Source organism: Enterococcus sp. (assembly GCF_022711995.1).
GTDB lineage: Bacteria > Bacillota > Bacilli > Lactobacillales > Enterococcaceae > Enterococcus_D.
The window spans coordinates 1-15,361 of sequence record NZ_JALAHI010000133.1 but is presented as its reverse complement, the minus strand read 5'-3'; the positions used below and the strand labels follow the sequence as shown (position 1 = coordinate 15,361).

Sequence of the window (15,361 nt, the reverse complement as noted above, 5' to 3'; positions counted from 1 at the left end):
GAATTTTAGGGATATTCTTGAACAAGGTTTTGGAAGCATTCAAAACAGCATAGCTCTAAAACTCATATATGTCCAAAAGGCTATTTAACTGTGTTTTGGAAGCATTCAAAACAGCATAGCTCTAAAACCTCGTAGAAAAATTTTTCTTGAAAGATTTCGTAATCGCGCTACTCATCCATAGCAAGATTTCAGCTTTGAATGCTTCATAAATTCGAACTTTATTCATTTATCAAGGAACAATGTTAGAAGGATATCACTCACATACTTCTAAGAAATAATCTTCATCAAGAATGTATTGTTTCATTCCCTCAACTTTTCTTGGTTCTAAGTAGAGTGTATCTACTCCATATAGAGAAGCATACTGGTTCAGTTCAACGAGTTCCTCCTTTGTTAAATAAGAACAACTATTCACAAAGACTAGTAACCGTTTTTTGGTGAGATTTTTAAATACTTGAATGATCTCAATCATTTTTTCAAAAATCGTATCACTTTTTGTTTCAATCTTAATTCCTAGCGACTTGAATAATTCGATCATGGTAATTTCGTCACTCTCTAAATCTAACTCATATTCTAAAAGCTCGTAATTGATTAATTCACTTATCGTAGCTGAAAGTTTATCAATCATTGATTTTACTTCAGGCTTTTCATTGAGTTGTTGCTCCAAATCATTATAGATCAATTTTAACATAGACGGTGAATTCAACTCATAGCCCAAAATATCGGTGACTAGCATTAACTCAGCAGCTTTCAAGCTTTTCTGCTTTTTATCAAAGATACGCAATTCAGATTCTGAATCGTATCTATAGAAAAACTTTACTAAATTAGAAAAGACCATGGTATTTTCAATTGTCAAAATAGTTGCACATTCAATCTCAATTGGCTCATCTAATAGGTTAAAATTAATTTTCTGCATAATCTTCACCTAGAAAAACAATTCGTTCATCCGAATTGCCAACGCTTGTATCATAACTGCCGTTTAAATAAATCATTCGTGAAAATTGTTTTTCTGTCACTGTCAACAAAGTAATTAATCCTTTATTAGGATTATTTTGTTTGAGTCTAGCAGCCATTGCATTCGCTGCAGTTCCATTCAATAACAGTTTACTATAAACAGAGAACTGATGCATGATAAATCCTTCACTTAATAAAAATTTTCGAAACTTTCGATATGCTTTTCGCTCATCCGCTGTATCCGTCGGCATATCAAACATTAATATCATCCTCATATATCGATAACTCATACCTAAAATTCTGGAATCCTTTCTGTTTCTTCATTTAAAGCCTTGATAGTCTTCTTCGTGTAATCACTAATAATATTAGTTAAAAACATTTCTTTCTAATGATAAGTATATTTATTAGTAAATAAATCGAATAGTGCTCGCTTCATGACTTTAAACTCTGACTTTCTATTTTCAAAAATAATGCGATCAACCAAGGGACGGAACGGTTCCATTAAATCACTTGCCAGATTAAAATCATTGAATTGATTTGCATGTTTCAACCCGAATTGAGTCATACAGCCGCTTTTTACGATTTCCCTTGCAAAAATACTCATCAGCAAAGTATAGCCATAATTCAAGCCTGCATTGATGTCATTATCAAAATCTCGCGAAAAACTATTTCCAAAAAGCGTGTTAAAATAAATTCTTGCTGCATGCCCTTCACGATTGGAAGGATCGAAAATCTCTAATTCATTGTGTAGATTGCTTATGGCCTCTGCTTTTTGTTGGAAATTCAACTCTAAGAGATACTTCTGTTGGTTGAGGATTTTTTGTGAGATAATCTCTGTCCAAACAATACTTTTCCGTTTAAAGGACCAATTGATTTGGCGGCTTAGTTGTAGACTACTGTCGTGTCGTCCGTAAAATGGCAGCAACTTGCCAATGGGGAGACGCTTATCATCACAAAAAAGAATCAAAATGTTTTCGTCTACCAACCGCTTGATCAGCATCGTCGTAATCAAAATATCTGTTGTCTCTAATAAAAGGACATCTATTTCAGAAAGATGAATCATTTCATTTTGACTGGAGCTTTTATACACTAGATGATTATTTTTGTATGTTAGTTTTGAGTGACTATTCACTACGATTGTTCGCCAGCCCATTTAATCACTCAACTTCCAATGTGTTTCATACAATCCTGTAATTGACTGATTTATCACTGTTCCCTGTAACAGCTCTTTGATGCTTGTATAGCGCTTGCGAGGAATCACTTCCCCAAAAAACGTAAAATCAGAGGGTGCACCCATTGCATTGAATTTCATTAGATTCAAAAAAGATTGCGCAACAACTTTAACATCAGCTTCGTGATTTTTTTCAAAGAGCAGCTTCAATTTTTGCATATTTTTTTCGGCAAGGATAAATGTATCTGCAAATTCAGTTACTTTTTCAAATAATTCATCAAACTCGCTACGGTGATCAATCAAATAGGTATAGCTGATTTCGTCGAGTTCATCGCAATGTTTCGCATGATACAGGAGGGTCACCAAATGCTGCGGAAGAATCATTTGATTCCCTTTCTGTGCTTCTGAAGCACTGGAGATCATTCTTCTACGACCGTTTTCCAACTCATAAAGTGTATATTTTGGTAATTTGACTGCCACTTTTGGGTTAGAAAAGCCTTTATCTATTAGAAACTGAATCTCATTTTCTTCGAATTTTTTTTGTTCCATAATTGTAATACCTAGGATTGTTTGGGCGATTTTTTTATTTTTTCCTTTTTCATGGGTTATCACAATAGTGTAAGCTATATTGGGACTATCAAACCCGCCATATTTTTGGGTGTCCCATCCTCTTTTTCGTTCAATCAACTTAGGCGAGTCGCTTTTAGGTTTAATCGACTCTTTTGAAAATCCACCTGCTTGAATCTCCGTCTTTTTCACAATATTCATTTGACGATAGTTCATCACTTTTTTTACAGTGGAAATATCCTTTTGTCCCCAAACTATTTCGCCATCTTCATTGATTTTAGGATCTTGATATCTAAAAAAATGCATCAGATTACTATAAAACTCTTTTTTGGCTGTTGCTTTGTTCTCTTGATAAAAATTGAACTTATGATAGTCTCCATATACAAATTCAGCTTCCAAGTTTGGGTATGCTTTTAATAATGCATTTGCCACCACACCATTCAAATAAGCATCATGTCCATGATGAAAGTCATTGATTTCTCGCACTTTATACAAATTAAAAATTTGTCGAAACTGGCTAGTTAAACTTGCTTTCAGTGTAATGATCCTCGTTGCTTGCTCTTCATTTTCTTGACTTGAAGGATTGAATTTTTGATGCAAAATTTGTGCCACATTCTTTGTGATTTGACGGGTTTCAACTAGCTGTCGCTTAATAAAATGTGCTTTATCTTCGTCAGTTAGACCCCCACGCTCAATCTTAGTTAAATTGTCATATTTTCTTTGACTGATCAATTTTGCATTTTTCAGCTGATTCCAATAAGGCTTCATTCGGTTGACGATTTCATTACTAGGAACATCATTTGACTTATTGCGATTGGTGCTCGAACTTACCAAAACTAAATTGTCTATTGAATCATCTTTGATAAAGCTTTGAGGGATGATGTGGTCGATATCATACTTAGACAATTGACTGATATCCAGATCCATCCCTGTATACATATCTTTTCCGTTTTGAAGGTAATATAAAAACAAGCGATCCTTTTTCAAGTCAACTTGATCCAAAGGATGTACTAACAGAATATTGTCTTTCATTTCTTTGAGAGATTCTTCCAATACTCTTCTTCGTTCTTTCGATTTGTCTCTGCCTCTAGCTGTAGATTGGTTCTCTCTAGCCATTTCAACCACAATATCTTTTGGCGCATACCCCATGATATCAACAATTTCATCAACAATTTTTAAACTTTGTAAAATTCCCTTTTTGATTGCCGGGCTTCCAGCTAGCGTTTTAACGATTTCGTGTGTGCTTTCTTCTCCTTCAAAAGTTTTTTCTTTTGCAAGATATTCTTTAAAGGATAAAGAGTCATCATTGATTAATTGCATAAAATTCCTATTTTTGTTCTTAGGCATTGCATCATCTTTCATCAGATATTCTAAAATGGTTTTCTTTGACTGATTATCGCGAATTCCATGAATCAGCTTAGCTGACAACCTACCCCATCCTGTATAATGGCGGCGTTCTAAATTTTTAAGAACTTTTGGATCAAAGTGATCTGAATAATGACCTAATTGTTCATGGATCATCTTCCGGTCTTCAAAAACTGTTAAAATTTTGATGATTTCTTCAAACATTTTTTCATTGGCATGATCGTCTAACATTTCTTTTGATACCCCAATTTTTAATAAATCATGATAGGTACCAAAGCTCGCATTAAAGACTTTTTCAACTCCCGTTATCTGGGAGACCTCTATCATATATTGGTTTCTCAAAAATTCTTCTAAATCTTTTACTTTGACTTTGCGATTTTTTTTGAAGAGTTCATTGAAAATTTCTTGTTTTTCAATACTTGAAAAATTTTGTGTGATTCCACGATCATCGATATATGATACTTTTGTTAATTCATTATAAACAGTAAATTTCTCGTAAAGCATACTATGCTTTGGCAAAACTTTTTCTTGAGGAAGATACTGATCATAATTTGTCATTCTTTCAATAAAATCAGCGGCAGTTCTTCCTTCATCAACTTTATCGTTAAAATTCCAAGGTCGAATCGCCCCATCACTTTTTCTGCTTATCCATGCAAATCGACTTGCGCCTTGAGATAAAGGCCCTACATAATAGGGAATCCGAAAAGTAAGCAACTGCTCAATTTTTTCCTTATTCTCAATTAAAAAAGGATAGTGCTTGCCTTGTTTTCCAATGATGGCTTTTAGTTCCTCTAGATGAACTTGATGAGGGATCACACCATTATCAAATGTTCGCTGTTTCCTCAAAAAATCTTCTTTATCGATTTTGTCTAAGAAATATGCTGCGCCTTCCACTTTTTCTAAGTGTTTCTTTAGATACTTATAAAAATCTTCTTGCTTCACTCCATTGTCAATATAGCCAGCATAACCATTCTTAGTTTCATCACTAAAAATTTCAAAATACTTTTCCGGGAGGTTTTCGCGAATGAATCGCTTGAATTTTTTTAAGTCCTCTTGATGTTCTTGATAGCGATGAACCATACTGGCAGACAATTTCGCTTTCGAAGTTGGATCCTTAATGGTTAGAATTCCCGAAAGTTCAATAGCATTATAAACACCTTTCGCTGCTATGAACAATTCCGCATAATCGTCTCCAATCATACCAAGTAGTTCTTCCAGTTTTTCTTCATAATCTTCTTTTGAAAATTGTAATTTGAAGTCTTCGACTAATCCAAATGTTTTTTTGAAATTCCCTTGATTACCAACGATCAATTTCAAAAATTGCATGAAATCACCCGTAGATTTTTCCAAAGGGAACGTTTTCAAAATTGCTTCTGCTTTTTTTTGACGCGAGAGTTTTGCTTGAAGCAGCTCGCCAATTTCAATGGTTTCAGAGATAGGATTGATCAAACTTCCATCGCTCTGGAGAGAAAATGTGCGATTATAAGCCTGCAAAAATCGTTGGAAATTTTCACTGACAGAGGTATTTTCAACATCCAGCGTTCCTTCAATCAAAAAATTTCCGCGATATTTAATGATGTGAGCGATCGCTAAATAAACCAATCGTAAATCACTTTGTTCGTGAGAATCAGCTAATTTTTTTCTTAAATGATAGATAGTGGGAAAAGCGTCATGATAAGCAATTTCTTCCTGAATCGTCCCAAATATCGGATGGCGTTCATTCTTTTTATCCTCTGGTACAAAAAAACTTTCTTCTAAACGATGAAAAAACTGGGCATCCAGTTGCATCATTTCTTCAGCAAACAGTTCTTGAAGATACTTGATTCGATTATGACGTCTTGTGTATCTACGTCTTGCTGTTCGTTTCATTCTTGTCGCTTCAGCTGTTTCACCTGCATCAAAAAGGCGAACTCCCCAAAAATTCTTTTTGACTTTTTTCTTCTGACCATTTCCTTTGATTCTCATGTTTTTTTTAACTAGCTCGTAGTTTTCATAATGCACTGCATATCCCACTGAAGCCGTGCCAATATCTAGTCCAATGGTGTATTCTTTTTTCATCTGTCCCCTCCAATAGTCCTTTCTTTCTTTTGATTCTTTTGCTATAATTATCTTGTTGGAAGTATTCAAAACAACATAGCAAGTTAAAATAAGGCTTAGTCCGTACTCAACTTTTTAAGTGGCGCTGTTTCGGCGCTTTTTTTGTGCTTTATAAAGTGTGTTTCTTCCCTCAGCATCTACTTAATAAAATAATATCAGATTTATTATTAAATAATAGAGTTATTAGAGATAAATTATGTTTTTACCGGAAATATTCAAGGGTACCAACTAATTTATCAGCCTTATTCATATTTTGTTTCCTATTGGTTGCTGTTCCTCGTTTTTTCAAAAAGACCACTACATAGTACAACAATTAGGAGACAGAGAAATCCTCTCGTCTCGTCACCCTTTCAACTTTAGACTAGACCTTTTACCTCATTCTCCAGCTCCTCTCTACACTGCTGAATAATCATGAACCCCTAATTGAAAAATCCAAACAATTGATCGTCTTATCTTCTTTTACTAAAATGAAAGCCACAAAGGATTGTAAAGATGGAAACAGTTGGTGTCTTTAATATCACTATTTCTAACAATCTGATATTGTTGGCAGAAAGAAATAATTTGTCCCTCTGGGATTCCTTTGGCGGCAAATTTGAGGAAAAAGAAGCAATCTATGATGGGCCAGAAGCACACGAGGAGACGGGTTATAATATAAGAAATACTCGGATCTTCTCTCAAATAAGAATTGATCCGAGCAACTAGCAAAGACACCCCGCTTAATTCCTAACTGCAGGATGAATCATTCGCTCCTTCATAAAAAAGAAGAGTGAAAAAAAGCTAGCGGTGATCCATGTACAAGGGACAAATTCAAATTTAATCACGGTGCTGCTTACTTTGAACTGATACAACGCTCCAGCCAAAATCAGTGTGATGCCTATCCCTGTAAACAGGGTTTTTAGCAGTAAAGCAGGTTTTAACAGTTTTGGCGGTCTGTTGCGAATATTAATCAAGACCGTAGCAAATCCATGAGTAAGGAATAGAATGATTAGAAAGCTGACCATCCCATAGGATAGCAAGCTTAGCTTAAATGCTTTACCGGTCTCTTCCACCAAAACGATACAGATTGGATGGATAAAATAGTAATAGTGTGATCGTTCCCGTAATTTTTTTAGATAGGGCCGCTGTTTGAGTTTTCTTGATAGCAGCCAAAGGAACAAGAAAAAACTCAACGGCACGAGCATCCATATAAAATTCATATCCAGTCTTCTGATGTGAAAAAGCCACAGGCCTTCCAATACAAACAAACTTCCAAAGAACCAAAGAAAACTTGTGCTGTGTTTTTCTATTCGGGATAATTTTTTCCGATTGTCATAGATGAAAAAGCCAATAAGCGTGAAGATCATGCCAAAGAACAGACCATTTCTAGTCGTAAATGTTAGCCTAATCACCAGATCAAAGAAATCTTTGAACCAGCCTGATGGTAAAAGACCATAGTAGGTTTCTAAACTTCCAAATAGATACAGAACTAGTGAGAGGCCAAACACGATTTGATATGAAAAACGTTTCAACAAATTGACGATAAAAACGACAGAAAGGATAAATGCTGAAATGTACCACAAATGATAATAGGTACCGATGTGGACGAATCCAACAAGTAAAGCTGCCGGAAATAACTCGATTGGTACGGGCTGATTTTGATAGATCCAATCTATCCCCATCGGAAGAAAAAGAATGCTCCAGAGGATGTACGATTTGAGCAATCTCATTAAATATTTTTTTAAATATTCTGGTCTTGTCTGCATCCCTTTACGAAGGAAAAAGGCACTGCTAACGAAAAAGAAAGGTACTGCAATACGACAGATAATATTCTTTATAAAAAAGTTGATCTCCGATTGAGGAATAAGGGGTTCACAATGAATCATAATAACCATGATAGAACCGGCATATTTCATTAGATCCACTGCTGGATAACTTGTTCTTTTTTCCATTCTATCCTCCATCAATCGGCATACATTTATTTTTTCAGCATAAATATATCACAGCAGAGAAAAAATGTTGTCAACCGTAAGTCTGAACTTCTCCATGGGTAAAAAAACAAAAAACTTTAAAACTCGTTACATCCTTCCATGAAGAATGACGCAAGTTTTAAAGCTTTTCCAATTGTTTACAACCATTCTTGCTTTACAACAAAAAAGGAGCCGCGAATCTCGCCAGCAAGTTTTGACCGTTGGCGAGCGAATTTAAATTTTCCTTCTAGCTCAGCCGGAACCGGCATCCCTTCTGACAGTTTGATACCTACGGCCCGTTTCGGCGGCTTGCCTTCACTGGTTGCTTGTTTTTCATAGAGTAAATTAAGGACCAACCCATTTTCATAATAGAACTCTGGCCAAAAAAGGGCGTCATCTTCGTAAAGGGCTACTTCAAGAATTGGGGATTCAAAGACCAGATCACGTTCTTCTTTTAAAACTCGGTTGATCAGCGCCACCAATTCTGGTTTTTCAGCAGCTGGGTAGGTGGTATACACGTGCTTGTATTTGTTCCAAAAGTACCGTGCTTCATTTGCCCGCAGACCTGCTAACTTTTCTGCTACTGGCGATGTTTCCAGTCCAACTGTTGCGACATGTTTAAAATCTACTTCGTAGGCCATTTTTATTCTCCTTACGTTATTGAAGTAAGCACTGAGAGGCGTGCTTTGCGACAGGCTTACTCTCCATTTGATGGGTTGATTATAACACTCTTCAGGAATTCTAAGTGATGCGCTTGCTTGAGAAATAGTTCTCAAAGGCCAATGGTCTATCGATCAGTGATGGCTAGGAGCTAGTGGTCATTGTTTGTCGGATCAAAGGATGCATGCTATGCTTGCTATACAGACCCTTTGATTCAGCCAGCTTAAACTAGCTTAGGTTGGCACAAAGCAAACTTTCTTTCGCCTTTTCAACTTTGTGGAAGAAAAAATACAGGTAGAAGTGCTTTGACAAAAGCAGCCAGATCAGAAGTTCTTGTCAGATGGCAACGAAAGCCGACTGAAAGACAGCAGGAATCCCTCTATCCTTTAGTTATTTTCTTCGTTGGTAGGCTTAAGTCATTGCCCTTTCAAAAAGGAGAATTACTATGAAGGTTTTATTTATTGGTGCATTTGGTAAAGTTGGTCAGCATTTTGCCGATCAGCTGAAAGATCATCCGCAAATCAAAGAAAAAGCCTTGATTCGCAATCCAGAACAAGTTCCTTTCTTTGAAGCAAGGGGAATCGAGACGGTGCTACTGGATTTGGCTTCCAGTTCGATTGAAACGATCGCAGAAGCTGCGAAGGATGTGGATACAATAATCTTCAGCGCAGGTGCTGGCGGTAAAGGATTAGAAAAAACAATAGCCGTCGATTTAGATGGCGCCGTCAAAGCTATGGAAGCGGCGAAGCAAGCTGGCGTCAAACGCTTCGTCATGGTCAGCACTTTCAGAAATGATCGGGAAGAACTGTTGAAGCAAAACAGTTTGCAGCCTTATACGATCGCCAAATATTATGCAGATGAATGGCTGAGAACTCGCACAAACTTGGATTGGACCATCCTCCATCCCGGTGGTTTGACAGACGATCAAGGAACAGGCACCGTCAAAGCCGGCAAGCGCAACGAGTTTGGCTCAATTCCCCGGGAAGATGTTGCTGCCACATTGATCGCTGTATTGGAAAATGACCACAGCATTGGTAAAGAATTTGAAGTCATCGCTGGAGACACACCGATCTCTGAAGCGATTGCAACTCTTTAAATTCGGTTGTTTCCTTACTTACTACCGAAGGGATGTCTGCCTGAATGAGTCTTTTCGACAATTCTGGCAGGCATCCCTTTGTTTGGCTGGTATGGTTGGCCAGCGTTTTTTATGTTTAACGATGCCAAAGCAGACATTGATTCCCTTATCCCAAAAAAGGATTAGCTGCTGTTTTTCTCACTTTTTTTGTTCCAAGTATTTTTGAAAAATTTCTTTGACCTTCTCATTTTGGAACTGAATCTCCGGATTGCTGGCAATGACTGTCAAATGATCTTCCGTGAGATTAAATCCGATTGTTTGATGCCACTCTTTATAACAACTGACAATCGATAGGATATCCTTTTTGGTGATCTGCGGTTCTTCCATGATCGCTTTTTCCAGCGCCAATAGCTCGGCACTTCTTTCCTCCATATCCTCTAAGAGTAAGATATTCTCTATAGAAACCTCGGGCCAGTCATACTTATCCAAGTATTTCTTTAACTCAATGATTTCTGCATGCAGAGTATTGATTTGTTTATAAAGTAGACTTAAACGAATATTCACCAGTATCGGTTTTACATAAAACGAATTATTCAAAATCAGTTTGACATAAGACAGTTTATACCCCAATGATTTCAAAAAGAAGATGTCATTGATTCGCTCTAGGACAGGTTCTCTACTATAATGGCGAATACCGCCGATTCTTGTAGCTTTTTCGATCAAGCCAATTTCCTCATAGTAACGAATGGTTCTCGTAGTTATTTTGAAAATTTTGGTTAGTTCCGTTATAGATATGATGACCGCCACCTCCATCTACAGACTACTCTTACAATCATGGACAAAAGAACAGGAATGACTCCTCTATTCTTTTTGCACCTAGCACTGGACTCTTTGTTCTCCTTACTTCTTTTTCCGATTTTTTCTTTTATTAGTGAATACTATAATGAATGACACGCTAAAAATCAAACCGATACCAAGAACCACGAGATAATGGGCGGGGGTCTCTCCTGTTTTTGGAAGTCTGCGCTGGGAAGAGCTCGTTGCTGGAACTTGTTTGGTGCCCTCTTTGTCATGTGTGACTTGTGTTCTGCTGGTTGTTGGTTGGACAATGGTTGGCGGATCCGCTACGGTCACGGTTTGTTGGTCATCATTGATATCTTGATGTTTGGCGACTTCATTGCCTTCTTGTGTCAGTGTTTCAAAGACCACGAGTTGTTTGCCTGCCAATGTTGTGGCGTCGAGGGTAAAGCTGACGGTTTCTTCACCTGTGGCTTGACTTGGTGTGAAGGCTTTCGTTGCTTGCACCTCTTTGCCAGCAATAAGCAATGGCTTGCCGCTGGCTTTATCCATTAAAAGTCCGCTTAATTGATAGTTTTTGCCGGGAATCAAATGGTCATACCTGACTTGATCTTTGATCTCAACCTTTTCTGCAGAAATCTGTTTGGTGCCATCTTTGCCATTGGTAGCTTCGGTTTTGATAGTTGGTGATTCGACTGGTGTTGGTGGTTTGTCTACGCTCACCGTCTGTTTGTCATCATTAATATCTTGATGCTTGGCGACTTCATTGCCTTCTTGTGTCAGTGTTTCAAAAACGACGAGTTGTTTGCCTGCCAACGTTGTGGCATCAAGTGTAAAAGTGACGGTTTCTTCACCTGTGGCTTGAGTTGGTGTGAAAGCTTTCGTTGCCTGCACTTCTTTGCCGGCAATAAGCAGTGGCTTGCCAGAGGCTTGATCCATTAAAAGTCCGCTTAATTGATACTCTTTACCCGGGATCAAATGTTGATAGCTGATTTGATCCTTGATCGTGGTCTTTTCTGCGGGAATTTCCTTTGTACCCTTTGCCCCATTGGTGGCTTGCGTTTGGATGGCAGGTACTTCAACAGGCAGCACTGGTTTTTCCAGCGTTGCTTGTACCTGTGCTGAATAACGTTTATCACTCGTAAGTTGAAACGCCTGCTGGGAGGCCATGTGTTGTCTTGAGGCTTGTTCGGGCGCCAAATATCCCGCTAATTGTAGTGTGCCTGTCAGTTTTCCTGTTAGTGTAAGAGTAAATGCAATGTTCTTTTGGGCTTGATCCACTACGTCTGCAGGCAAACGGATTTCTACTGTCTTGTCTTTGAGCCGATAGTCGACTTTGGCTTGCGCTTCTGGGTCATTACTCGTAATCGCCACTTGTGATTCTGAGAGGGTAGCAGCCTCTGTGTTGAGTGCATAAGTTGCGGTATAGTAATCTTTGTCTTTTTGCATGTTTTGATGCTCTGGTGTGAGTGTAAAAGAAAAATTATTGATCTGTTCCATGGGATCTGGCAGACTCTTGGCATAGTCGATCAGCTTTTCTACAACTGGATCAACCATTAAATCGTCTTGCTCTCCAGCAACCACATAAAAAATGGCACATTGGGTTGCTGCGTACTGGGCATCTTCATCTAAAGAAGAAATATACTCTTTTTGATTTTGATAATTCAAAATTAAGTTAGCAACTGTTTTATTCTCTAAGCGGCTCTTTACTGTCAAATAGCTGCCATTAGAGGGATAGTCTTTTTTGGGTTCTATACAAAATACAGCTTCTCCAGTGCTGGCATTTTTCACCAATGACATTTTATTTTCTTCAGAATAATCTGCCCAGTTCTTAAGATTTACATCCATGTCGTCCAAAGGCTTCACCTTTTGCACTTGAATTTGTTCTCCAACATCTGCTAAAACCGTACGTCCCAATGTCATGACTCCGCTGGCAATCAAGAACACCGTGAACAAAATACGAACAATTTTATACCTGTTTTTCATCCTGCACTCTCCTATTCTGTTGGTTTAGTTTTTTAGACTCCTTTCTTCATTTTTATACCTAAACAATACCCTATTACGTTACGTCACATGCAAGACTAACTTTCTGACAAGTGCCTAAAACCTTCTTGACTGGTTCTAAGCTATACAAAAAACATACTAAGATTAGAGGGTAGAATCAGCCGTCACTGACTCTACCCTCTAATCTTAGTATGTTTTCTTAGTATTTAAACGATAGTGGTAAACAACATTCGTCTTGTGAAATCATCTTGATTTACACCATTTGTCTTGCTGTTTCTTTAAGAAACAACTTGAAAGCAGGCTTCTCTTAATTCAACATTTCCCCTAAATGATTTTCTTTGGCTTTCTTCACGATTTCTGCCGCAACTACCACATCTAGCACTGCAGAGCCGACTGTTTTGAAGATCGTGATTTGCTCTTCACTGGTCCGGCCGACCAATTCCCCATTGATCAGTTGTCCTAGTTCCCCTTGATAGCTGTCTCTTTGAACATACCCATCTTGCAGCGGTGAAATGAAGTCCCCGGCTTCTTTTAGAACACCGTCCATGGTATCAAAGATAACCACATCCGCGGCTTTGATGATTTCTCGTGGAATTTCACACATTTCCGGTGTGTAAGCACCCACTCCATTGATGTGTGCACCTTTTTTGACCCATTCAGCAGAGAATGTTGCACGTTTTGAAGTGGTCACACTTGTAATGATATCTGCTCCTTCAACGCATTCTTGACTGGTTTTTGTTGGGCGCATCGTTACAGAAAATTGTTGCATCATTTCTTCAGCAAATTGGCTGGCACGGTCAAAATCAATATCAAAAATCCGAACTTCTTCTAATTTACGAACCGTCAACATCGCTTCTAATTGCGACTGTGCTTGTCCGCCGGTTCCGATCAATGCGCCGATTTTAGCATCTTCTCTTGCAAGAAGTTCTGTTGCTGCTCCTTGAACAGCGCCTGTTCTCAATTGTGTCAAATAGGTACCATCCAAACAAGCGGATACCATACCCGTTTCTGGATCAAGGACGATCATCGTGGCTGGTACACTTGGTAAGTTTTTCTTGATGTTTTCAGGATACACGGAAACGATTTTGACACCTAACGCACCTTCGCCACCTTCTACATAAGCTGGCATATATAAGCTTTGTCCGTTGCTTTTTGGCACATCGATATTGGTGCGAAGAGGCACACTTGCCTTTCCTGCTGAATACAATGACAATGCTTTTTTGTCTGCATCGATGGCTTCTCTCATTGAGAAACTTTTGATAATATCTTCTTTTTTAAGAAATAACATTTGAATCGCTCCTTAATTAGCTGCTGAAACTTTTTTTAATTGACTACCCAACATTGTGTATGCACTGTATAGTAAGACCAAAATTACGATCCATTTCAAGACATAGGTATCTAAAGATTTGACTAGGAATACAGCGACCAACACCCCTAACACACCAAATATCGAAGTGAAGAGTGTGATTTTTCTGCTATATTCATCAAATTTAATGAATTGAACACTGCCGATCGGTACTGAGAAGGTACAAGCACCCATCATAATAGGAAAGGCTGCAACTGGATTCAAGCCTAGCAAGTAGACAGTTACCATTGTTAATGCATAAGAACCAATACCGATATTGTTCAATGCACCATAGACAAAGAGTAAAAATCCTGCCAAGATCAATTTTCCGCCATACAATTCACTGGCTGTTCCGTTTGATGGAATCCAGTTCATTTGTCCTGCAAAAATCAACAATGCGGCAATGACTAATCCAACCCCAACGAATAATTTAATGGTCCGTTCTGGCAATTTCACGACAAATCTTGGGCCTAAGTATGCACCAATAATTTGGCAGATGATACAAACTGCTAATGTCTTGATCCCTACATTGATGGCAGTGATATAAGACAATGCCATGACGGCTACCGGTACGACACATTGAGTATTCAACGTTCCGGGTAGTTTTTTCATGCTGACCCACTTCAACTTCGGATAAAGGACAGTTCCGATGGCAAAGTCGGAAACGCCAAATGTTGAAAGAAAGAAGGTGATAAATGACGTGAAGGGCAACAGACGCATATCCCCTGGCTCTTCTTTGAAATTTTGTTTGTTTTTGAAAAGGTCTCTTAGAAAGTAAATAATAAAATATAGATTGATTGCGACAATTAGTGCCAGCAAAATATTCCGAATCATAAAAATTTCCTCCTACTAGTAAATCTTTCTGATTCCCTCAAAGTCCTCACCATATTTTGCTTTAAGTTCTTCAGAAGATTCTGCAATCACTTTTAGTGTATATGCATCATGTTTGACATATTCTTTTGCTAGATTGACCATGGCGTGGTTTTTTGTCCAAGTGACATCGGTTGATTGCAGTTCTTCGTTAATGGTGCCAAACACGACTTCTTGCTCATCGGCGACGATGTTGATCCATCTTGCCCCAAAGTCAGCGAGTTTGTCTGTTTCAAAACCATGAATGTAATACTTTTCTAAGGGAAGATCATATTCATGGGTAGAACTGAATAAAATCAGTACAAACTTATCGACTCTTTTTTCAGCCTGCTGCAACGCCTTTAGCAGTGAATCCGTGAGATTCTCATGCCAAACTTGGATGAGCAAACTTTCTTTTGCGTTTTTCACCAAATGCTCTGCTTTATCCAGAACATACTCGATGCCATCAACTTTCCACAGCATTTCTTCTTCATCTTTTTCTTTGATCATCCCTAGATTTTGGGTAAGAAAAG

Annotated in this window: 12 protein-coding genes and 1 pseudogene; 2 read left to right on the top strand and 11 right to left on the bottom strand. The window is 38.1% G+C overall.

All coding sequences use genetic code 11. From position 1 onward, the window contains the following. Positions 1 to 253 precede the first annotated feature (253 nt). The 4 genes and pseudogenes from csn2 to cas9 form a co-directional block, all read right to left on the bottom strand. A complete protein-coding gene (gene csn2 / locus Q0A12_RS13400; RefSeq protein WP_231475691.1) occupies positions 254 to 913 on the bottom strand; it encodes a type II-A CRISPR-associated protein Csn2 in 660 nt (219 codons plus the stop codon). Continuing rightward, on the bottom strand, positions 900 to 1,241 hold the full coding sequence (gene cas2 / locus Q0A12_RS13395) for a CRISPR-associated endonuclease Cas2 (protein ID WP_227760757.1): 342 nt from the start codon (positions 1,239 to 1,241) through the stop codon (positions 900 to 902). Before cas2 ends, csn2 begins: the two co-directional genes overlap by 14 nt. 2 nt (positions 1,242 to 1,243) lie before the next feature. Beyond that, positions 1,244 to 2,104: pseudogene (gene cas1, locus Q0A12_RS13390) on the bottom strand (type II CRISPR-associated endonuclease Cas1). Further along, positions 2,105 to 6,112 carry a type II CRISPR RNA-guided endonuclease Cas9 gene (gene cas9, locus Q0A12_RS13385; RefSeq protein ID WP_291293136.1) on the bottom strand — a complete coding sequence of 1,336 codons (4,008 nt, stop codon included), beginning with the start codon at positions 6,110 to 6,112 and terminating at the stop codon, positions 2,105 to 2,107. It lies immediately after the preceding pseudogene. A 531-nt stretch (positions 6,113 to 6,643) separates the two neighbouring features. Between cas9 and Q0A12_RS13380 the strand changes: the two genes are divergently transcribed. After that, positions 6,644 to 6,853, top strand: coding sequence for a hypothetical protein (locus Q0A12_RS13380; RefSeq protein ID WP_291293135.1), 210 nt, complete (start codon positions 6,644 to 6,646; stop codon positions 6,851 to 6,853). A gap of 14 nt (positions 6,854 to 6,867) precedes the next feature. Here the strand turns inward: Q0A12_RS13380 and Q0A12_RS13375 are convergent, their stop codons facing one another. Continuing rightward, entirely contained in the window at positions 6,868 to 8,079 is a 1,212-nt protein-coding gene (locus tag Q0A12_RS13375) for an acyltransferase (RefSeq protein ID WP_291293134.1), read from the bottom strand. 176 nt (positions 8,080 to 8,255) lie between these two features. Then, the gene (locus Q0A12_RS13370) at positions 8,256 to 8,738 is read right to left on the bottom strand and encodes a phage tail protein (protein ID WP_227760752.1); all 483 of its coding nucleotides are present in this window, start codon (positions 8,736 to 8,738) and stop codon (positions 8,256 to 8,258) included. A gap of 464 nt (positions 8,739 to 9,202) precedes the next feature. Here Q0A12_RS13370 and Q0A12_RS13365 point away from each other — a divergent pair, with 464 nt between their 5' ends. Then, positions 9,203 to 9,853 carry an SDR family oxidoreductase gene (locus Q0A12_RS13365; RefSeq protein WP_291293133.1) on the top strand — a complete coding sequence of 217 codons (651 nt, stop codon included), beginning with the start codon at positions 9,203 to 9,205 and terminating at the stop codon, positions 9,851 to 9,853. 177 nt (positions 9,854 to 10,030) lie between these two features. Here Q0A12_RS13365 and Q0A12_RS13360 read toward each other — a convergent pair whose 3' ends face one another. From Q0A12_RS13360 to Q0A12_RS13340, 5 genes are all read right to left on the bottom strand, one after another. Continuing rightward, a complete protein-coding gene (locus tag Q0A12_RS13360) occupies positions 10,031 to 10,645 on the bottom strand; it encodes a MerR family transcriptional regulator (RefSeq protein WP_291293132.1) in 615 nt (204 codons plus the stop codon). A gap of 87 nt (positions 10,646 to 10,732) precedes the next feature. After that, complete coding sequence (locus tag Q0A12_RS13355) at positions 10,733 to 12,616, bottom strand: VaFE repeat-containing surface-anchored protein (protein ID WP_291293131.1); 1,884 nt, start codon at positions 12,614 to 12,616, stop codon at positions 10,733 to 10,735. Between the two features lie 325 nt (positions 12,617 to 12,941). Further along, on the bottom strand, positions 12,942 to 13,922 hold the full coding sequence (locus Q0A12_RS13350; protein WP_291293130.1) for an ornithine cyclodeaminase family protein: 981 nt from the start codon (positions 13,920 to 13,922) through the stop codon (positions 12,942 to 12,944). A gap of 12 nt (positions 13,923 to 13,934) precedes the next feature. Next, positions 13,935 to 14,813 carry a sulfite exporter TauE/SafE family protein gene (locus Q0A12_RS13345; protein WP_291293129.1) on the bottom strand — a complete coding sequence of 293 codons (879 nt, stop codon included), beginning with the start codon at positions 14,811 to 14,813 and terminating at the stop codon, positions 13,935 to 13,937. Positions 14,814 to 14,828: 15 nt separating this feature from the next. Continuing rightward, on the bottom strand, positions 14,829 to 15,361 hold a 533-nt coding region (locus tag Q0A12_RS13340), incomplete at its 5' end, for a TrmB family transcriptional regulator sugar-binding domain-containing protein (RefSeq protein WP_291293128.1).

Coding starts and splice junctions, on each gene's coding strand:
- Q0A12_RS13360 (WP_291293132.1), bottom strand. CDS start 10,645: ATGGAGGTGGCGGTCATCATATCTATAACGGAACTAACCAAAATTTTC.
- Q0A12_RS13355 (WP_291293131.1), bottom strand. CDS start 12,616: ATGAAAAACAGGTATAAAATTGTTCGTATTTTGTTCACGGTGTTCTTG.
- Q0A12_RS13345 (WP_291293129.1), bottom strand. CDS start 14,813: ATGATTCGGAATATTTTGCTGGCACTAATTGTCGCAATCAATCTATAT.
- Q0A12_RS13350 (WP_291293130.1), bottom strand. CDS start 13,922: ATGTTATTTCTTAAAAAAGAAGATATTATCAAAAGTTTCTCAATGAGA.
- Q0A12_RS13375 (WP_291293134.1), bottom strand. CDS start 8,079: ATGGAAAAAAGAACAAGTTATCCAGCAGTGGATCTAATGAAATATGCC.
- Q0A12_RS13365 (WP_291293133.1), top strand. CDS start 9,203: ATGAAGGTTTTATTTATTGGTGCATTTGGTAAAGTTGGTCAGCATTTT.
- cas2 (WP_227760757.1), bottom strand. CDS start 1,241: ATGAGTTATCGATATATGAGGATGATATTAATGTTTGATATGCCGACG.
- Q0A12_RS13380 (WP_291293135.1), top strand. CDS start 6,644: ATGGAAACAGTTGGTGTCTTTAATATCACTATTTCTAACAATCTGATA.
- csn2 (WP_231475691.1), bottom strand. CDS start 913: ATGCAGAAAATTAATTTTAACCTATTAGATGAGCCAATTGAGATTGAA.
- Q0A12_RS13370 (WP_227760752.1), bottom strand. CDS start 8,738: ATGGCCTACGAAGTAGATTTTAAACATGTCGCAACAGTTGGACTGGAA.
- cas9 (WP_291293136.1), bottom strand. CDS start 6,112: ATGAAAAAAGAATACACCATTGGACTAGATATTGGCACGGCTTCAGTG.